The 14,458-nt window shown below is 28.9% G+C and carries 15 protein-coding genes; 10 read left to right on the forward strand and 5 right to left on the reverse strand.

The features are described from left to right. Positions 1-575 precede the first annotated feature (575 nt). The 3 genes from L1S46_RS23015 to L1S46_RS23025 all read left to right on the forward strand — a co-directional run bounded on the left by L1S46_RS23015 (position 576) and on the right by L1S46_RS23025 (position 5,367). Positions 576-818: a hypothetical protein gene (locus L1S46_RS23015; RefSeq protein ID WP_017211860.1), complete on the forward strand. Its 243-nt coding sequence runs from the start codon at positions 576-578 to the stop codon at positions 816-818. A 790-nt stretch (positions 819-1,608) separates the two neighbouring features. Further along, complete coding sequence (locus L1S46_RS23020; RefSeq protein ID WP_238901093.1) at positions 1,609-3,132, forward strand: S8 family peptidase; 1,524 nt, start codon at positions 1,609-1,611, stop codon at positions 3,130-3,132. Between the two features lie 264 nt (positions 3,133-3,396). After that, positions 3,397-5,367, forward strand: coding sequence for a methyl-accepting chemotaxis protein (locus L1S46_RS23025; RefSeq protein WP_238901094.1), 1,971 nt, complete (start codon positions 3,397-3,399; stop codon positions 5,365-5,367). A gap of 246 nt (positions 5,368-5,613) precedes the next feature. Here L1S46_RS23025 and L1S46_RS23030 read toward each other — a convergent pair whose 3' ends face one another. Together L1S46_RS23030 and L1S46_RS23035 are read right to left on the reverse strand one after the other, a co-directional pair. Then, positions 5,614-6,273, reverse strand: a complete 660-nt coding sequence (locus L1S46_RS23030) for an ImmA/IrrE family metallo-endopeptidase (RefSeq protein WP_238901095.1) — start codon at positions 6,271-6,273, stop codon at positions 5,614-5,616. Beyond that, a complete protein-coding gene (locus L1S46_RS23035) occupies positions 6,254-6,607 on the reverse strand; it encodes a helix-turn-helix transcriptional regulator (protein WP_012060117.1) in 354 nt (117 codons plus the stop codon). The genes L1S46_RS23030 and L1S46_RS23035 overlap by 20 nt, the downstream gene beginning before the upstream one ends. Before the next feature lie 173 nt (positions 6,608-6,780). Between L1S46_RS23035 and L1S46_RS23040 the strand changes: the two genes are divergently transcribed. Together L1S46_RS23040 and L1S46_RS23045 are read left to right on the forward strand one after the other, a co-directional pair. Beyond that, positions 6,781-7,578 (forward strand): DUF4163 domain-containing protein, encoded by a 798-nt coding sequence (locus tag L1S46_RS23040; RefSeq protein WP_077829586.1) that lies wholly within the window; start codon positions 6,781-6,783, stop codon positions 7,576-7,578. A gap of 288 nt (positions 7,579-7,866) precedes the next feature. After that, positions 7,867-8,259, forward strand: a complete 393-nt coding sequence (locus L1S46_RS23045) for a hypothetical protein (RefSeq protein WP_039769590.1) — start codon at positions 7,867-7,869, stop codon at positions 8,257-8,259. A 274-nt stretch (positions 8,260-8,533) separates the two neighbouring features. Here L1S46_RS23045 and L1S46_RS23050 read toward each other — a convergent pair whose 3' ends face one another. Together L1S46_RS23050 and L1S46_RS23055 are read right to left on the reverse strand one after the other, a co-directional pair. Continuing rightward, positions 8,534-8,851 carry a hypothetical protein gene (locus L1S46_RS23050; RefSeq protein WP_012060114.1) on the reverse strand — a complete coding sequence of 106 codons (318 nt, stop codon included), beginning with the start codon at positions 8,849-8,851 and terminating at the stop codon, positions 8,534-8,536. Between the two features lie 50 nt (positions 8,852-8,901). Then, entirely contained in the window at positions 8,902-9,345 is a 444-nt protein-coding gene (locus tag L1S46_RS23055) for a hypothetical protein (protein WP_236887859.1), read from the reverse strand. A gap of 47 nt (positions 9,346-9,392) precedes the next feature. Between L1S46_RS23055 and L1S46_RS23060 the strand changes: the two genes are divergently transcribed. The 5 genes from L1S46_RS23060 (at position 9,393) to L1S46_RS23080 (ending at position 13,937) form a co-directional block, all read left to right on the forward strand. Then, a complete protein-coding gene (locus L1S46_RS23060; RefSeq protein WP_238901096.1) occupies positions 9,393-9,839 on the forward strand; it encodes a chemotaxis protein CheW in 447 nt (148 codons plus the stop codon). Further along, positions 9,817-11,532 (forward strand): MCP four helix bundle domain-containing protein, encoded by a 1,716-nt coding sequence (locus tag L1S46_RS23065; protein WP_238901097.1) that lies wholly within the window; start codon positions 9,817-9,819, stop codon positions 11,530-11,532. The genes L1S46_RS23060 and L1S46_RS23065 overlap by 23 nt, the downstream gene beginning before the upstream one ends. A 158-nt stretch (positions 11,533-11,690) precedes the next feature. After that, positions 11,691-12,422 carry a sulfite exporter TauE/SafE family protein gene (locus L1S46_RS23070; RefSeq protein WP_077855425.1) on the forward strand — a complete coding sequence of 244 codons (732 nt, stop codon included), beginning with the start codon at positions 11,691-11,693 and terminating at the stop codon, positions 12,420-12,422. A 182-nt stretch (positions 12,423-12,604) separates the two neighbouring features. Then, positions 12,605-13,462 (forward strand): YitT family protein, encoded by an 858-nt coding sequence (locus tag L1S46_RS23075; RefSeq protein ID WP_238901098.1) that lies wholly within the window; start codon positions 12,605-12,607, stop codon positions 13,460-13,462. A gap of 262 nt (positions 13,463-13,724) precedes the next feature. Further along, positions 13,725-13,937, forward strand: coding sequence for a transcriptional regulator (locus L1S46_RS23080; RefSeq protein WP_238901099.1), 213 nt, complete (start codon positions 13,725-13,727; stop codon positions 13,935-13,937). A gap of 203 nt (positions 13,938-14,140) precedes the next feature. Here the strand turns inward: L1S46_RS23080 and L1S46_RS23085 are convergent, their stop codons facing one another. Then, positions 14,141-14,425, reverse strand: coding sequence for a hypothetical protein (locus tag L1S46_RS23085; protein ID WP_338080116.1), 285 nt, complete (start codon positions 14,423-14,425; stop codon positions 14,141-14,143). Positions 14,426-14,458: the final 33 nt, after the last annotated feature.

The raw sequence follows: 14,458 nt of genomic DNA on the forward strand, positions 1-14,458 counted from the left end.
AGTTAAGGTCTATAGCGCCGATGGTACTGCATGGGAGACTGTGTGGCAGAGTAGGACGTTGCGAGGTAAGTATAAAAGATAGCTGTAATGGCTATCTTTTTTTGTCTTATTAAATATACTAATTAAATTGGTAGTGAGGAAGTTTTTATATAAGGAAATATGAGTTTCAATTAGTAAATAAATTTAATAATAAACTATAAGCTTATTTCATACGTTATAAAAGAATTCATGAGCCGGCATGTATTGCTTTAATTTAGTTTTTATATTGTTTCTAGAATAAGTGGGAAGAAAGCCATTTATAAGAAATAATCATATTAAGTTGAGCTTTTCTATGTTACTTATTTACATATATAGAATATATATTATCAATTTAATTTTCTTGTAACATATGAAGTAATATGTTAAAATAGTGTCAAATAATTAGGTGTAAAAGTTTTATTATTGAGATTTATCAAAAATACTCTGATAATAATATTAAAACAATAATATTGTTATACGATAATTAAATAATAAAAGCTAAATAAAGATTCAAAAAATATGATATATTTAAAAGGGATATGAGAGGAGAATATTTAATGGAGGCAGGTTGTAATTCATCTGAAGGAGAATCTATCTTAAATAATTGGATGAAGGAAAAGTGTGATAATATGGAGTTGGTAGTAGTGAATGATATTCCGATTTTAGTGGAGGATTGTTTATCTATACTAACAGGTACTGTTGCTAAAGTTAAAAACTCAACTGACAAGTTAATTGTCACAACTATAGACAATACTAATTATGTTTTAGAATCGTTCACAGAAATGAATATTACAAATTAAACGTATTTTGAAAATTCATATTAACATGTTGGAATTCGATTTTATACAGAAGGAGATAGCTTTTTACAAGACTATAAGAGTAATATTTGGATTCCTATAATATCAGAGAGTAATAATTAGTAATAAAATATTTTAAATTAAATATAATTGGCTTAGTATTGCCGAAATTTAAAATAAAAGCAGGTGGTTTTAATTAAACTACCTGTTTTTATTTTAGAATAAAACGAGTTGACTCTCCTTTTTATATATTAGAAAGTGGCTATAAAGGTTAAGGTATCCATAAAGTGCAATGAAAATAGTTTTAATAGTCGTAGGAGATTTAATGTATTCTGATGAAAAAATTAACAAGCTACTTTGAAGTTCATGAAATTATTTTGATAGTAATGTATTTATGTGAATAATATTCATGTAAACCCTTTATAAGGAATAAAATCCTTGTATGTTATGAATTGTAGGGGATATGCCACTATGATATAATTATGTTAAAAGATGAAGCAAACACTATAAGAAATTATGGAATGCAAAATTATATGGACTAAATTCATAGAATATGTATGACAGTTACTGAATAATGTAAGATAAAGTAATATTCTGTCACTATTCGTTTGAATAGTTTTTTGTTATATGGAATTATAATAAAATTAATCAAATCTGTTTATCAGTACAGTTCCTTAGAAGTGCAGATAAAAAGTTACTTTGATTTATAGGAGGAGGGAATAAGGTCTAAAAGAGTGGTGATAAGCTTAATTAAGCACATTTACGAAAGATAAATTTAAGGAGGGGTATATAAATGAAAAAAATTATTTCAGCAGTTACTTTTTTATTAGTAGCATTTGGATTTACAGCAAATGTTAATGCAGCGGTAGTAACATCAGTCTCAACATCAAATGAACGAGTAATTGTCGTATTTAAAAATAAAGCTGATAAAAATGTAGTTTCAAAGGCTAGAGGAAATGTAAGACGAGAATACAAAAATGCAAACGTTCTATCAGCATCTGTTCCTACTACAGCTATTAAGGATTTGAAAGATGATCCCAATGTATTAGCCGTAGAACAAGATATAATAGTTAAAACAAATTCTCAAACAGCAGACTGGGGAGTGAATAAAATCCAAGCTCCGACAGCATGGTCTTCAAGTTATACTGGAAAAGGAGTAAAAATCGGAATTGTTGATACTGGGATAGCTAACCATGAGGATCTATCAGTTGCAGGTGGTGCAGCTTTCACATCTTATACAACATCATATTTAGATGATAATGGGCACGGAACGCACGTTGCAGGTATAATAGGAGCGAAAAATAATGGTTATGGAATTGTTGGAGTTGCTAATGAGGCAAGCCTTTATGCTATAAAAGTATTAGGAAATGATGGGGCTGGATACCTTTCTGATATAATCGCAGGAATAGATTGGTGTATTACAAATAAAATGGACATTATTAACTTAAGTCTTGGTAGTTCCATACCATCAACTGCATTGCAACAAGAAGTGGACAAGGCTTATAATCAAGGCATTTTAGTTGTTGCGGCAGCAGGAAATGATGGTACATCAGATGGATCAACGGATACAGTAGATTATCCAGCAAAATATAGTTCGGTTATAGCAGTAGCGGCAATTGATTCTAATAATAAAAGACCTTCGTTTTCCTCTACAGGAAATACTGTTGAAGTAGCGGCGCCAGGGGTTAATGTTCTTAGTACATATTTAAATAATAAATATGTATCTATGAGCGGTACTTCAATGTCAGCACCTTTTGTTACAGGAGATTTAGCATTATTAAAGCAGGCTAATCCAGGGCTTTCTCCAAATCAATTACGTGCAAAACTTAATGAAAATGTTATTGATTTAGGAATAAGCGGAAAAGATAGTTGGTATGGTTATGGGCTAATACAAGCACCTAAAGGACAAACATCAACGGTGACACAGCCAATTTCAACAATACCAACTAATGCGCAACCTGTTACTACTCAACCAGTTGTAAGTCAGCCTGTGACAACGCAACCTTCAAAATTAGGGACAAGAACGGTTGTGTCTACAAATAAAGCCTATTACTTAGCAGGTGATATAATATATATTAAAGCTAAGGTTACAGATACTTCTGGCAAAGCAATTCAAGGAGCAGCCGTTAAATTTAGTATTACTTCACCCAAAGGTGTTGTGACAGTATATAAAGGAATGACAGATAGATATGGAGAGGCTTTTTTTGGTATTTTGACATATAGAATTACAGGAAAAGGTACTTATAAAGTTCTGGCTGAGACTACATATAGTAGTTATAGGACAAGTTCGTCTAATACTGCATTTCAAATTTATTAAAAATAGTTTATATAGTAGAACTTAGTGAAATACATTACCTACCACCATTTTGTGGGAGGTAATGTATTTTTTGATTAGAGGACATTACTAAAGCAAGGAATAATTCACAATAAAAAAGATAGATGTATTGGAATTTGTTGGACTAATTACTATAATTAATAAAAAATGTTTGTTTTATAGGAGGTATTTCGCTGATATTGTCGAATATTAATTAAAGTACTAATCTAATATTTTAGAAATATATAATAACTTAGGAGGAAAAACATGAATATTAAAAGGAAGTTGACATTAACACTTCTTCTTGCGAGTTCTGTGCCTTTAATAATATTCACAATCATTAATTTGTTTTTTTCACAAAAGATTGCGATAGAAAATGCACTAGCTGATAATTTTAAAAGAGCACAAATTGTGGATGAAAAGATAAATGGTCTAATTGAGAGGAATATGTATGGGATAAAGAGCATGGCGAGAAATCCTATTATTAGTTCCTATGATGCAGAAAAATCTAAACAAATTTTAGTTGAGAGTTCAAAAGTATATCCAGATTTATCATTTACGGCTGTTACTAAATTAGATGGAGTTCAGTTTGTAAGAAGCGATGACTCTAAATCATCGGATATATCAGATCGTAATTTTTATAAATCAGCACTTAAAGGACAGGATGAGGTTGTATCTGAAGTTCTTGTAAGTAAAGATAATGGAAGTTTAATCACAGTTTTAGCAACGCCTATTAGAGATAAAGAGGGCGGGATTGTAACGGGAATCTTACAAGGAAACATTGAACTTCCAGTGCTAAATTCTTTTGTTAAAGAGCTTTCGCAGGATAATGCAACTGTTTATATCGTAGATTCAGACGGCAAATTGCTAGCTCATCCTACTAAGACATTAGACAAGCCAGAAGATCGTACAGATTTAAATAATTTCGAATTTATTAAGAAAGGTGTAAAAGGGGAGAGTGGTTCCGAAGAAGTAGTTAAAGATGGGAAAAGTATGCTTGTGAGCTATGTTCAGGATAAAAAGACAGGATGGGTTATTTGTGCTGAAATTCCTAAAAGTATTACTGTTGAAAAAAGCATACATTCTTTAATTAACACTAGTTTAATAGGAATAGTTATATTGTTTATTACATGTGGAGGAGTTTTTGTTCTAGTTGGTTATGCAACTAAACCATTGCATATACTTTTAAATGCAGCAAATAAGATTTCAAATGGAGATTTAACAGTTAATAATATAAACATAAAATCCAACGATGAGATAGGTAATTTAGGAAGAGCATTTGAAAAAATGGCTGTTAACTTACGAGAGGTAATAAATAATATTAAAGAACATTCAGAGAGAGTTTCATCAGCATCTAGTGAGATGACAGATGTTTGCGAGCAGCAGTCAAAAGTTGCTACAAATTCTGCAGAAAATGTTAATGAAATTGCGGAAGGTTCTATGTTAGTAAGCTCTAAGATAGATAAAATAAATTCTAATATGAATATTTTAGATAGCGCAATAAAAGATATAAATGAAAAATCAGATAATGTTTCTTCGGCTGTGCAAACTGCGTCTAGCTATTCTGAGAAAGGAAGTGAGGCACTCCATAAAGTTAACTCAAGTATGGTTAATATTCAAGGTTCAGTTAACGATACATCTAAAGTTATAGACAAGCTTGGAGAGCATTCACAAGCAATAGGGAAAATTACAGAAGTAATAAAGGGCATCTCAGAACAAACAAATCTGTTGGCTTTAAATGCAGCAATAGAAGCAGCACGTGCCGGAGAACAAGGAAAAGGATTTGCAGTTGTTGCTGATGAGGTTCGTAAATTAGCAGAACAATCTGGAGAAGCTGCGGGGCAGGTTAGTACTCTTATAAATGGCATACAAAAAGAAACTGAAAATGTAGCTTTAGTTATGAATAAAGGCATAAATGAAGTTAATGATGGATCTAAAGTAGTAAATGAAGCTAATAGCTATTTTCAATTAATATTTAAATCTATACAAGAAGTTGAATCTAATATGCAGGAAGTAAGTAATGCTATAGATAATATGAATAAAACTGAAAAGGAAGTATTTGTTAATATTAGTGATATTACACAGCTTTCTGAGGCTGTAGCAGGAGAGACTCAAGGAATATCTGCGGCTACAGAAGAACAAGTAGCTTCAATTGAAGAAATGACAGCATCAGTTCAAAGCTTTAGCGATATGGCTACAACGCTTAAAGAATTAACAGATAAGTTTAAGACAAATTAATACTATTTATCTGTAGCGTAAAAAAACTCAATGATAATTATCTACTTTCCATAAATAAGTGGTTATTTTATTAATGGATTAAAATTTAATATGCTCCCTTTTATGATCGATAGTTTTTTACTGTCTACCATGTAGGGAGCATATCATTAATTTATAGTGCGATAGTCCTTTTTTGCTTATAAATTACGAAATAGTAGTGAAACTATTATATTCTATATTATGAAAATTTTAGTTTGGATAATATAGCTAAAATGAGTTGATGAAACTAATAAATTCTAAATATTCAAGCCTTTGAGCATTTAGATAAGATTGGAAGTTTCTGATAATGGATCTATCTGAACTAGTTAAAATATTATTCTCGCACCACTTCTTATAAAATTTGTATCTATAACGTGCCGCTTCAGAAGATATCGAACAGTACGTTTCTATGTCATGAGAAGATCTAATATTCAACTTATGAAGAATTACTGGATTAGATAATAAAAGACCAGTAAAATAATTTGCTTCAGCTTCCATAATTTTATATTCAGATTCTGACAGGTAGTCATCAAATATTTTAGTATTATCAGATGAATAATGGCTACATAAAATATGACCTAATTCATGAGTTAAAGTCCATCTAATTCTTTCATCAGATTTAAAATCTAAATCATTATAATAAATTATATATTTATTTGAAGGTTTAAAATAATCAGTACATCCTTCGTCAGAAGTTAATATTTCAAAAGTTTCTTCTTTGGTTAAATTGTGATCAAGCATGAATCGATGATAAGAAACTATTTTTATATTATCGAAAGAACCTATTATTTCAAATACGTTTATAGGAAACTTACTAATATTTAATTTTATATAAATATCATTAACTATCTGTTTTATACGCTTATATCTAATCGTCGAAGTACTCATCAAAAGCAGACCTTAAAATTTTCATCATTTTTTCTTTGTTTTTAGGATCCATTTTTCTTCGAGCTCTCTCAATTCTTCTTATATCATCATCGCCAAATCCAGGGTCACTAATTCTCTTATCAGGAAAGTCTAACTCTTCTATATTATCAGACAATAAGTAATCAACAGTAGTATTTAAAGTATTTGCCAACTTAATTAATGTATCATTGCTAGCACCTTGTCTATTTCCTTCTATCATTCCTATAGTAGACTGACTTACACCAATAGCTTCAGCTAACTTTTGCTGTGTAATTTTTCTCTCTTTTCTAAGTAGTTTTACTTTATCACCTAACATTATAAATTCACCTCTTACGATAATTTTATCATAGTGACCGATAAAATCAATAAAAAAATTAAAAAAGTGAAAGTAATTTTATTATTAAGCTTTGGCCTACATTATTTGTATAACGTGAGGATAAAATAATTAATAAAATTAACATTCAAATTAAAGAATTAAAGGAGATACATATGAAAATGAAGAAATCGGCACTTTTATTAACTGGCATAACAATACTTAGTTTCTTATTAATGAGAAATTTTCATGTTAATAATCTGAAGTGTACTAATCCAATAAAAAAAGAGGTTTTAGCTGTTAATAAAATTAATTATTTTAATATGGAAGTATCTTTACGTGATGAATCAAAACAATACGAAATAATTGATGAAGTTTATAGTAAAGATCATGTGAAGATTAATTACCCACAAGTAAAACATTATGCTGATGCAGTAAAGCTTGAATCCATAAATAAAGATTTAAAGAATGCAGCCCTAAGTATTATAAATATATATGTTGAGAATGATACAAATATTAATGATATAAGCATGGAAGTAAATTATGAAGTGAAAACTAAAAATAATAAATATATATCAATAGCTTTTAATGGACTAGTAAATATTAAAGGAACAGCATATCCAACTTCAATCTTTTATACGGTTAATATAGATTTAGAGAACGGTTTAACAGTTGGTCTTTCAGACTATGCTAATGCGCAGGGAGTACTAGAAAAATTAAAAAAGTTAGATGATGTTAAAATGCTTTCAGAGGATGATAAATTAATAGATGCACAGAAGTCTGTTATAAAAAACATTAGTGATGATGAACTTTTAAATATATTAAAAGATGCTGATTTTCACGAGAAAGATGGTGTGATTGAAATTCCAAAGAAAGGAGCCTATAGCTATATGGAAGATAATAAAATAGTAATTAGCATTCCAATGATTCATGCTATAGGAGATCATGCGGAATTTATAATAGAAAAGCAATAGAAATCTTTAAGTAAAGTTTTTGTAAGATAAAAAATATAGTTGAGATTGACCACCTATATTTTTCAATTCATTGATGCTGTCTAGCCTCCGCCAGTAACATTTTTGAAAACTTATAATTCTAGTTTTTGAGCCTTATACATTTGAATAGTATAGAAAATGTAAGTAAGTTATTAAAAATTAAGAATTTAGTAATAAGAATATATTACTATTATATGATATAATTGGATAATAGATTTTGATGCAGATAATTATTTATTCAATTAAAATATATAATTTGGAGGGCGAAATATGGCAAGTGTATTAAATGATGAAGAAATACTATGTTCTATTAATTCTTACAAAGATATTAAAGCTTCAAGTAAAGTAGCAAATACGTTGGTTAATTTGCTAGCACAGGGAGTTGCAGGTGGAGTAGTAAATGATTTTAAATTGATTCTTACTCCTAAAAATTTATATATACAGGCTATTACTCATGCTGTTTGGGGAGGGCTATCTGATATTGCTTATACAGATAAAATATCAAGAGAAAATATAAAATCATTTAATGTCAAAAATGAAGATGCAAAAGAATATATTGAAATAATAACAAAAGATGATAAAGTAGCAAACTTTATTAGAGATAATGAAAAAAAGAACGATTTAGCATTAGTGATGTCGTCAATTTTAAAAGAAGGTAAATAAAATTCAATTGAAAAATCATTGAGAAAGTCATCTTGTATGGAAATGTCATTTAGTTAACTAAATGACATTATTTATATAGTGGCTTTTTTGATATAAGGTGAGTTTTAATGCTATTAGCCTAAACTATATATAGCTGCTCTTAAGCAGAAGTAAATCGCGTTTTGCTGATTGTAGTCTTAAACTTATAAATTGTACAAAATCTTAATTGGAATTTATAGTAATTATAAAAGTAGAATCATTAAATACTAAATAAATCTTGTAGATTTATTCTCTTTTAAGATATAGTCACTTCTCCATTTCCAACTACAACTATTTTATATCCATCTTTAAGCGGAAGTAAATTATATTTCTGTGATTGAGGTCTCAATCGTAAAGACTGTATAAAATTTTGTTCGGAATCAAAAACAAGTATGTAAGCACGCTCATTATAAGAATCATTTTGAATAGTATAACTTGTATTAGGAGATAGTTTTAAATCTTCTAATGTGTAGAACCCCTTTTTTAAAACTCTAGATATGGACAGAGCCTGAATTGTTGAAATATTTAATGACAAAAATAAGAAAAATAATATTGAAACAGTAAATTTTTTCATAGATATGACCACCTTTATATTTTTTGCTAAAGTAAACTAATCTATATACTCTAAGAAATAGTAATTTCACCATCTCCAATTATTATTATCTCATATCCAATTTGGATAGGTGGTAAAGCATATTTTTCTGATTTAGGGACTAATCTTATAAATTCCTGAACAATTTCATTTGAATCAAAAAGCACTACAGAAACATATTCAGTGGGAGAGGTATTTTGTATTGTATGCAGAGCATCAGGGGATAAATTTAAATCTTTTGTTGTATAAAAACCCTGTCTAAGAATTCTAGGCTGATCGGCAGAAGCCGTTATTGTTATATTAAATAATAAGAAAATAAAAAATATAATGCTGATTTTTCTCATTAAAGTAATCCACCTTTCTAAATTGAACTGCAAATATATTTTATTTTTTGAAGATAAAAAAAATATATTCACAAAACATAATTTTAAATATTTTAGTTCTTTGCTCAGTAACAATGCATTTCCAATTTTCATATTATGTTATGAAGAATATGCTGCAGATGTAGCAGGGAGGGAAATTAATGACTGAAGAGCAATTTGTGGTATTTCATATAGGAAAAGAGAGGTATGCGGTGCCAATAGAACAAGTTAATGAAATTATTGGTTATGCGGCTCCTACTAAAATACCATTGAGTAGAGAATATATACTAGGAGTCATAAATTTAAGGGGAAGAATTATACCAATTATTAATTTGGGTCAGAAGATCTGCATAAAAAATGAAAAAAGAAATGACGAACAGAAAATAATAATTATTGAAGATAGTGAAGGAGCTTTTGGTGCTATCGTTGATGAAGTAGAGGATGTTACAAGGATTCCAAAAGATAGTATAAAAAAGATTAATTATGATGTATGTAACGGAAATGAATATATAATTGGAATTGCCAAACAAGATAATTATCTAATAGTTATATTAGATTTAAATTTATTTTGGAGGAAGTGTTCAAATGAAATTTACAATCAGAAATAAACTTATTGCTTCATTTGGGTTAATAATTTTGCTAACGTCTTTTTTAGGAGTGTATTCTATAATATCAATTAAAAATGTAAAAGATAAAGCAAGTGAAATTGCAGAAGTTTGGTATAAGAGGAGCGAATTGGCTCATACTATGGATCAAAATATGTCAGAATATAGACTTAGAGAATACAGACATGTACTAGAAGATGATCCTGACTTAATGAACGCTACAGAAAAAGAACTTCAAGATTTGAGAGAAGAGTTTGAAGATGAATTAAAAGAATATCAAGGAACTATGATATCAAGCGATGATATGGAGATATTTAAAGAAATTAAAGAGTATTATCCTAAGTATTTTGAAACTAGCAGGAAGACTATTGAATTAAGTAGAGAATCTCAAAATAAGGATGCATTTAATTTAATGTATGGAGAATCTAGACAGGATTTTGAGAATGTAAATAGCGCAATTGAAAAACTTGTTCAATATAACCAGGACCAGGCTAATTTAGCTAATATACAAAATGATCAAATTTATAATCATTCAAGATTAATGCTCATGCTGAATGCAACAATTATAATCATAGTCAGTCTTGTAGTAACAATATCTATAATTAATATTATTACAAAAAGAATAAATTTTCTGGTTAAATTTATTAATAAAACTGCGGATTTAGATTTAGTATTTGATCAAGCGGGTTTGAATGTAATAAAAAGATATAAAGACGAATTTTACGATATGGGTATGGCCTTGGCAAACATGAGAAGAACATTAAGAGAACTTGTGGAAAATATTAAACAGAATTCTGTAAATGTAGCATTAAATTCTGACATTTTATCAAATATAATATTTGAAACATCTCAGTCAATAGAGGCTATAGCGAAGGCAATTGATGAAATGGTACAAGGTTCTACTGATCTTGCAAGGAATACTGAAACTGGAGTAGATAAATTAGAGGTTTTAGCAAAAGAAATTCATGATTCGGTAGAAAATACTAATTCAGTGAAGAATTATATAGAATTGGCGTCAAAATCAAATTTGGAAGGTATGGAGAATATAAATAAATTAAAAAGTGTTGTAGAATCAAACCATAAAGTAGCGGAAAATATACTTGATCAAGTTAGTGTTTTAAATAACAAATCTCAATCAATTGAGAAAATAACTGACGCAATTAAGGGCATTACATCACAAATTAATATATTGTCTCTTAATGCAACTATAGAAGCAGCAAGAGCGGGCGTACAAGGAAACGGATTTTCTATTGTAGCGGAGGAAATTAGAAAACTTGCATATGAAGCCGCTGACTCAACAAAAGAAATAGATGCCATTGTTAGGGAAGTTAAGAAGGAAATAAATAAGACTAAATCAGAAATGAAAACCGTAGGAGATATGGTGATTCAAATGGGTCAGGTATCAAATGATACTGAAAAGGCATTTAAAACTATAGAAAATTCAGCATCTAATATTGTTAAACAAATAGATAGAATAGTAGTTAGTATAAATAGTATAGACAATAATAAAAATGATGTTATAGGAAGTATAAGCGATATGTCTGCAATAGCAGAAGAGTCAGCTTCTACTACGGAGGAAATATCGGCATCCATAGAACAACAGTCTGCAAGTATGGAACAAATAAATCAATCTGCAAAAAATTTAAAGGATGTTTCCATAGAACTACAAGATTTAATAGCTAAATTTAGAACTTAAACTAATGATGAGGTGTAGTAGGTATGAAAATTCTACACCTTAAATTTTTGGAGTATATACAAGTTAACAAGCAATGGAAGGAATGTTTACCAAATGTGTTATAATTGATAATAATAACAAAAGTTAAAGATATAATTTAAGCTTATGGGGGGCAAAAAATGCAAAACATATATCTTTTTATTTCTACTTTATTTGCATATTTTACGAAAGGTATAACTGGCTTTGGAAATACACTTGTTATGGGTTCGTTATTTTCCTTTGTAGTATCAAATAGGTTAACAACACCAGTAGATCTTCTCTTTGGAATTCCAACAAATACATATATGGCATGGAAAGAAAGAAAAAATATCTCTTTAAAAATTGTCATTCCATTATCTCTCATGCTGCTAGCAGGTATTGTACCTGGAACATTACTATTAAAGGCTGGAAGTGATCGGATATTAAAATGTATACTAGGTGTTGTAATTGTTGGAATTGCAGTAGAAATGTTAACAAGAAAACCTAGTAAAATTCAAAATAAGAAAGCTAGCATTATTTTTCTCATAGTAATAGGAGTAATTTCGGGAATATTAGCTGGGCTTTATGGAATTGGAGCACTTTTAGTTGCATATGTCAGCAGAACTACAGAGAATAAAAATGAATTCCGTGGAAATATCTGTTGTATTTTTTTAGTAGATAATATATTTAGATTTTTCTTATACTTATTTACAGGAATATTAACTAAGGAAGCATTAATTATGGCTTTATGTCTTTCTCCAGCAGTTATTATTGGAATGATTATAGGGGTTAAAGTTGATTCAAAGATGGAAGAAGAAACAGTTAAAAAATCAGTAATTGCTTTACTTATAGCAAGTGGAATGATTTTATTTTTAAAGAGCTTTTTTAGCTAATAATGCATAACCAAAATAATAAGAGGGGATTATATATATCATTATTCAATCAATTTTTTAAATTAGAATATTTAAGCAATATTAAAAACGTATAATAAAGTAATGAAAACTGTGTTATAATTTATATAGCATAGTTTTTATTATTTAGTAAAATATATTGATTAATTTTAAGGGGGAATTAAATGACAAAAAAATATAATGATATTTGGGTTAAAGCAAGCAGAATACTATTTATGATAATAGGTTCAATTTTGGTAGCAGTAGGTTTAGAGATATTCTTGATACCTAATAATATAATAGATGGAGGTATGACTGGAATATCAATTATGGCAAGCTATCTAACAAAAGTGCAATTGGGAGTATTTATATTTATATTCAATTTGCCTTTTGTTATAGTAGGATATAGGCAAATAGGAAAAACATTTGCTATTTCAACTATATTTTCAGTAATCTGCTTGTCAATTGTGGTAACATTACTTCATCCTGTTCCAGGAATAACACAAGATGTACTTTTAGCGACTATATTTGGCGGAATTATAATAGGAGTTGGAGTAGGTTTAATTATAAGAAATGGTGGCTCCTTAGATGGAACAGAAATTGTGGCAATAATATTAGAAAAAAGAACTGCATTTTCTATTGGAGAAATAGTTATGTTTTTTAATTTTTTCATCTTAGGAATTTCAGGTTTTTTATTCGGATGGGATAGAGCAATGTATTCTTTAATAGCATATTTTATTGCCTTTAAAACCATAGACATAACAGTTGAAGGTCTTAATGAGTCAAAAGCAGTAATAATTGTATCGGATAAGAATAATGAAATATCAGAGGCAATAATGGCTAGACTTGGTAGAGGAATAACTTTGTTAGATGGAAAGGGCGCTTATAGTGGCACAGAAACAAATGTTATTTATGTGGTTCTATCAAGGCTTGAAATAGCAAAGCTAAAAAATATTGTGCATGGTTTTGATGAAGATGCATTAGTTACTATTACAAGTGTTGAAGGAACGGGGAAAAAATACGCAAAGAAGGCTATACATTAATTTAATAACAAGCATAAAAAAATAATACGACTATATTAAATAATTGTATAAGATTATAGACTTAAAAGAGCCAAAATTAATTTTAGTTTTGGTTCTTTTTGCGTTCTTATTTACAAAATACCCTAAAAGTAGTAATATATATGCAAACATATGTTTGTGCTTGTTCGTGTATGATAATTTAAATATATTTAGATATTATATTGAGACAAACAACTTTAAATATCAAATGACATTATATATGAAGCTATAGGGAGATGGTTCTATGTTAACAGAAAAGCAACAAGAAATATTAAATATTATAAAAAACTATATAGGCAAAGAGAAGATATCTCCAACAGTTAGGGAAATTGGAAAGCTAGCAGGATTGGCATCTACGTCAAGTGTACATGCACATATAGAGAGATTGGAAAGGAAAGGATATATCTATAGATCTGGTAAATGTCCACGAAGTATTAGAATAAAAGATAATATTTAATTAAGATGCGTATTTTAGACTATAAAAGTTCAGAAAATTTAATAAAAACTTTAGAGGGACTATTAAATCTATAAATGGAAATAGGGAAGAGTGTATTAGAAACATATCTTCCCAAGAAAATTGATATTTTATTAATATGTAGAATTTTAAAGCTTTTATAATATAAGACTATTCAAATGAATTTTAGATATTTTTTTGATTTGCTAGGAAAAAGTGATATTACCGCCTCCAATAATTATGATTATGGAACCAAATTCTAAAGGTTTTACAAGATAATCTGGTGAATTTGGCTCAAGTCTTAAAAATTCCTGCATTTGTTGATTTGAGTCAAAAATAATAACAACAGATCTACCAGTAGGGGATGAATTTCTAACTTTATAAGTAGTATTTGGCATTAAGCCTATATCCTTAACTCTGTAAAAGCCTTCGGTTAAAGTTTTAGGATTGGGGTCAGCATAAGCGCTCTTTATATCAATACTAAGAGACATAAATAAGAAAACAGAAAATATAATAATAAATTT

Source organism: Clostridium sp. YIM B02500, assembly GCF_022324665.1.
Lineage (GTDB): Bacteria > Bacillota > Clostridia > Clostridiales > Clostridiaceae > Clostridium > Clostridium beijerinckii.

What these genes read in the sequence shown, in the direction of transcription:
- L1S46_RS23040 (WP_077829586.1), top strand. Translation starts at nt 6,781, where the DNA reads ATGAAAATGAAGAAATCGGCACTTTTATTAACTGGCATAACAATACTT.
- L1S46_RS23065 (WP_238901097.1), top strand. Translation starts at nt 9,817, where the DNA reads ATGAAATTTACAATCAGAAATAAACTTATTGCTTCATTTGGGTTAATA.
- L1S46_RS23030 (WP_238901095.1), bottom strand. Translation starts at nt 6,273, where the DNA reads ATGAGTACTTCGACGATTAGATATAAGCGTATAAAACAGATAGTTAAT.
- L1S46_RS23015 (WP_017211860.1), top strand. Translation starts at nt 576, where the DNA reads ATGGAGGCAGGTTGTAATTCATCTGAAGGAGAATCTATCTTAAATAAT.
- L1S46_RS23075 (WP_238901098.1), top strand. Translation starts at nt 12,605, where the DNA reads ATGACAAAAAAATATAATGATATTTGGGTTAAAGCAAGCAGAATACTA.
- L1S46_RS23020 (WP_238901093.1), top strand. Translation starts at nt 1,609, where the DNA reads ATGAAAAAAATTATTTCAGCAGTTACTTTTTTATTAGTAGCATTTGGA.
- L1S46_RS23085 (WP_338080116.1), bottom strand. Translation starts at nt 14,425, where the DNA reads ATGTCTCTTAGTATTGATATAAAGAGCGCTTATGCTGACCCCAATCCT.
- L1S46_RS23050 (WP_012060114.1), bottom strand. Translation starts at nt 8,851, where the DNA reads ATGAAAAAATTTACTGTTTCAATATTATTTTTCTTATTTTTGTCATTA.
- L1S46_RS23060 (WP_238901096.1), top strand. Translation starts at nt 9,393, where the DNA reads ATGACTGAAGAGCAATTTGTGGTATTTCATATAGGAAAAGAGAGGTAT.
- L1S46_RS23025 (WP_238901094.1), top strand. Translation starts at nt 3,397, where the DNA reads ATGAATATTAAAAGGAAGTTGACATTAACACTTCTTCTTGCGAGTTCT.
- L1S46_RS23070 (WP_077855425.1), top strand. Translation starts at nt 11,691, where the DNA reads ATGCAAAACATATATCTTTTTATTTCTACTTTATTTGCATATTTTACG.
- L1S46_RS23045 (WP_039769590.1), top strand. Translation starts at nt 7,867, where the DNA reads ATGGCAAGTGTATTAAATGATGAAGAAATACTATGTTCTATTAATTCT.
- L1S46_RS23055 (WP_236887859.1), bottom strand. Translation starts at nt 9,345, where the DNA reads ATGAAAATTGGAAATGCATTGTTACTGAGCAAAGAACTAAAATATTTA.
- L1S46_RS23035 (WP_012060117.1), bottom strand. Translation starts at nt 6,607, where the DNA reads ATGTTAGGTGATAAAGTAAAACTACTTAGAAAAGAGAGAAAAATTACA.
- L1S46_RS23080 (WP_238901099.1), top strand. Translation starts at nt 13,725, where the DNA reads ATGTTAACAGAAAAGCAACAAGAAATATTAAATATTATAAAAAACTAT.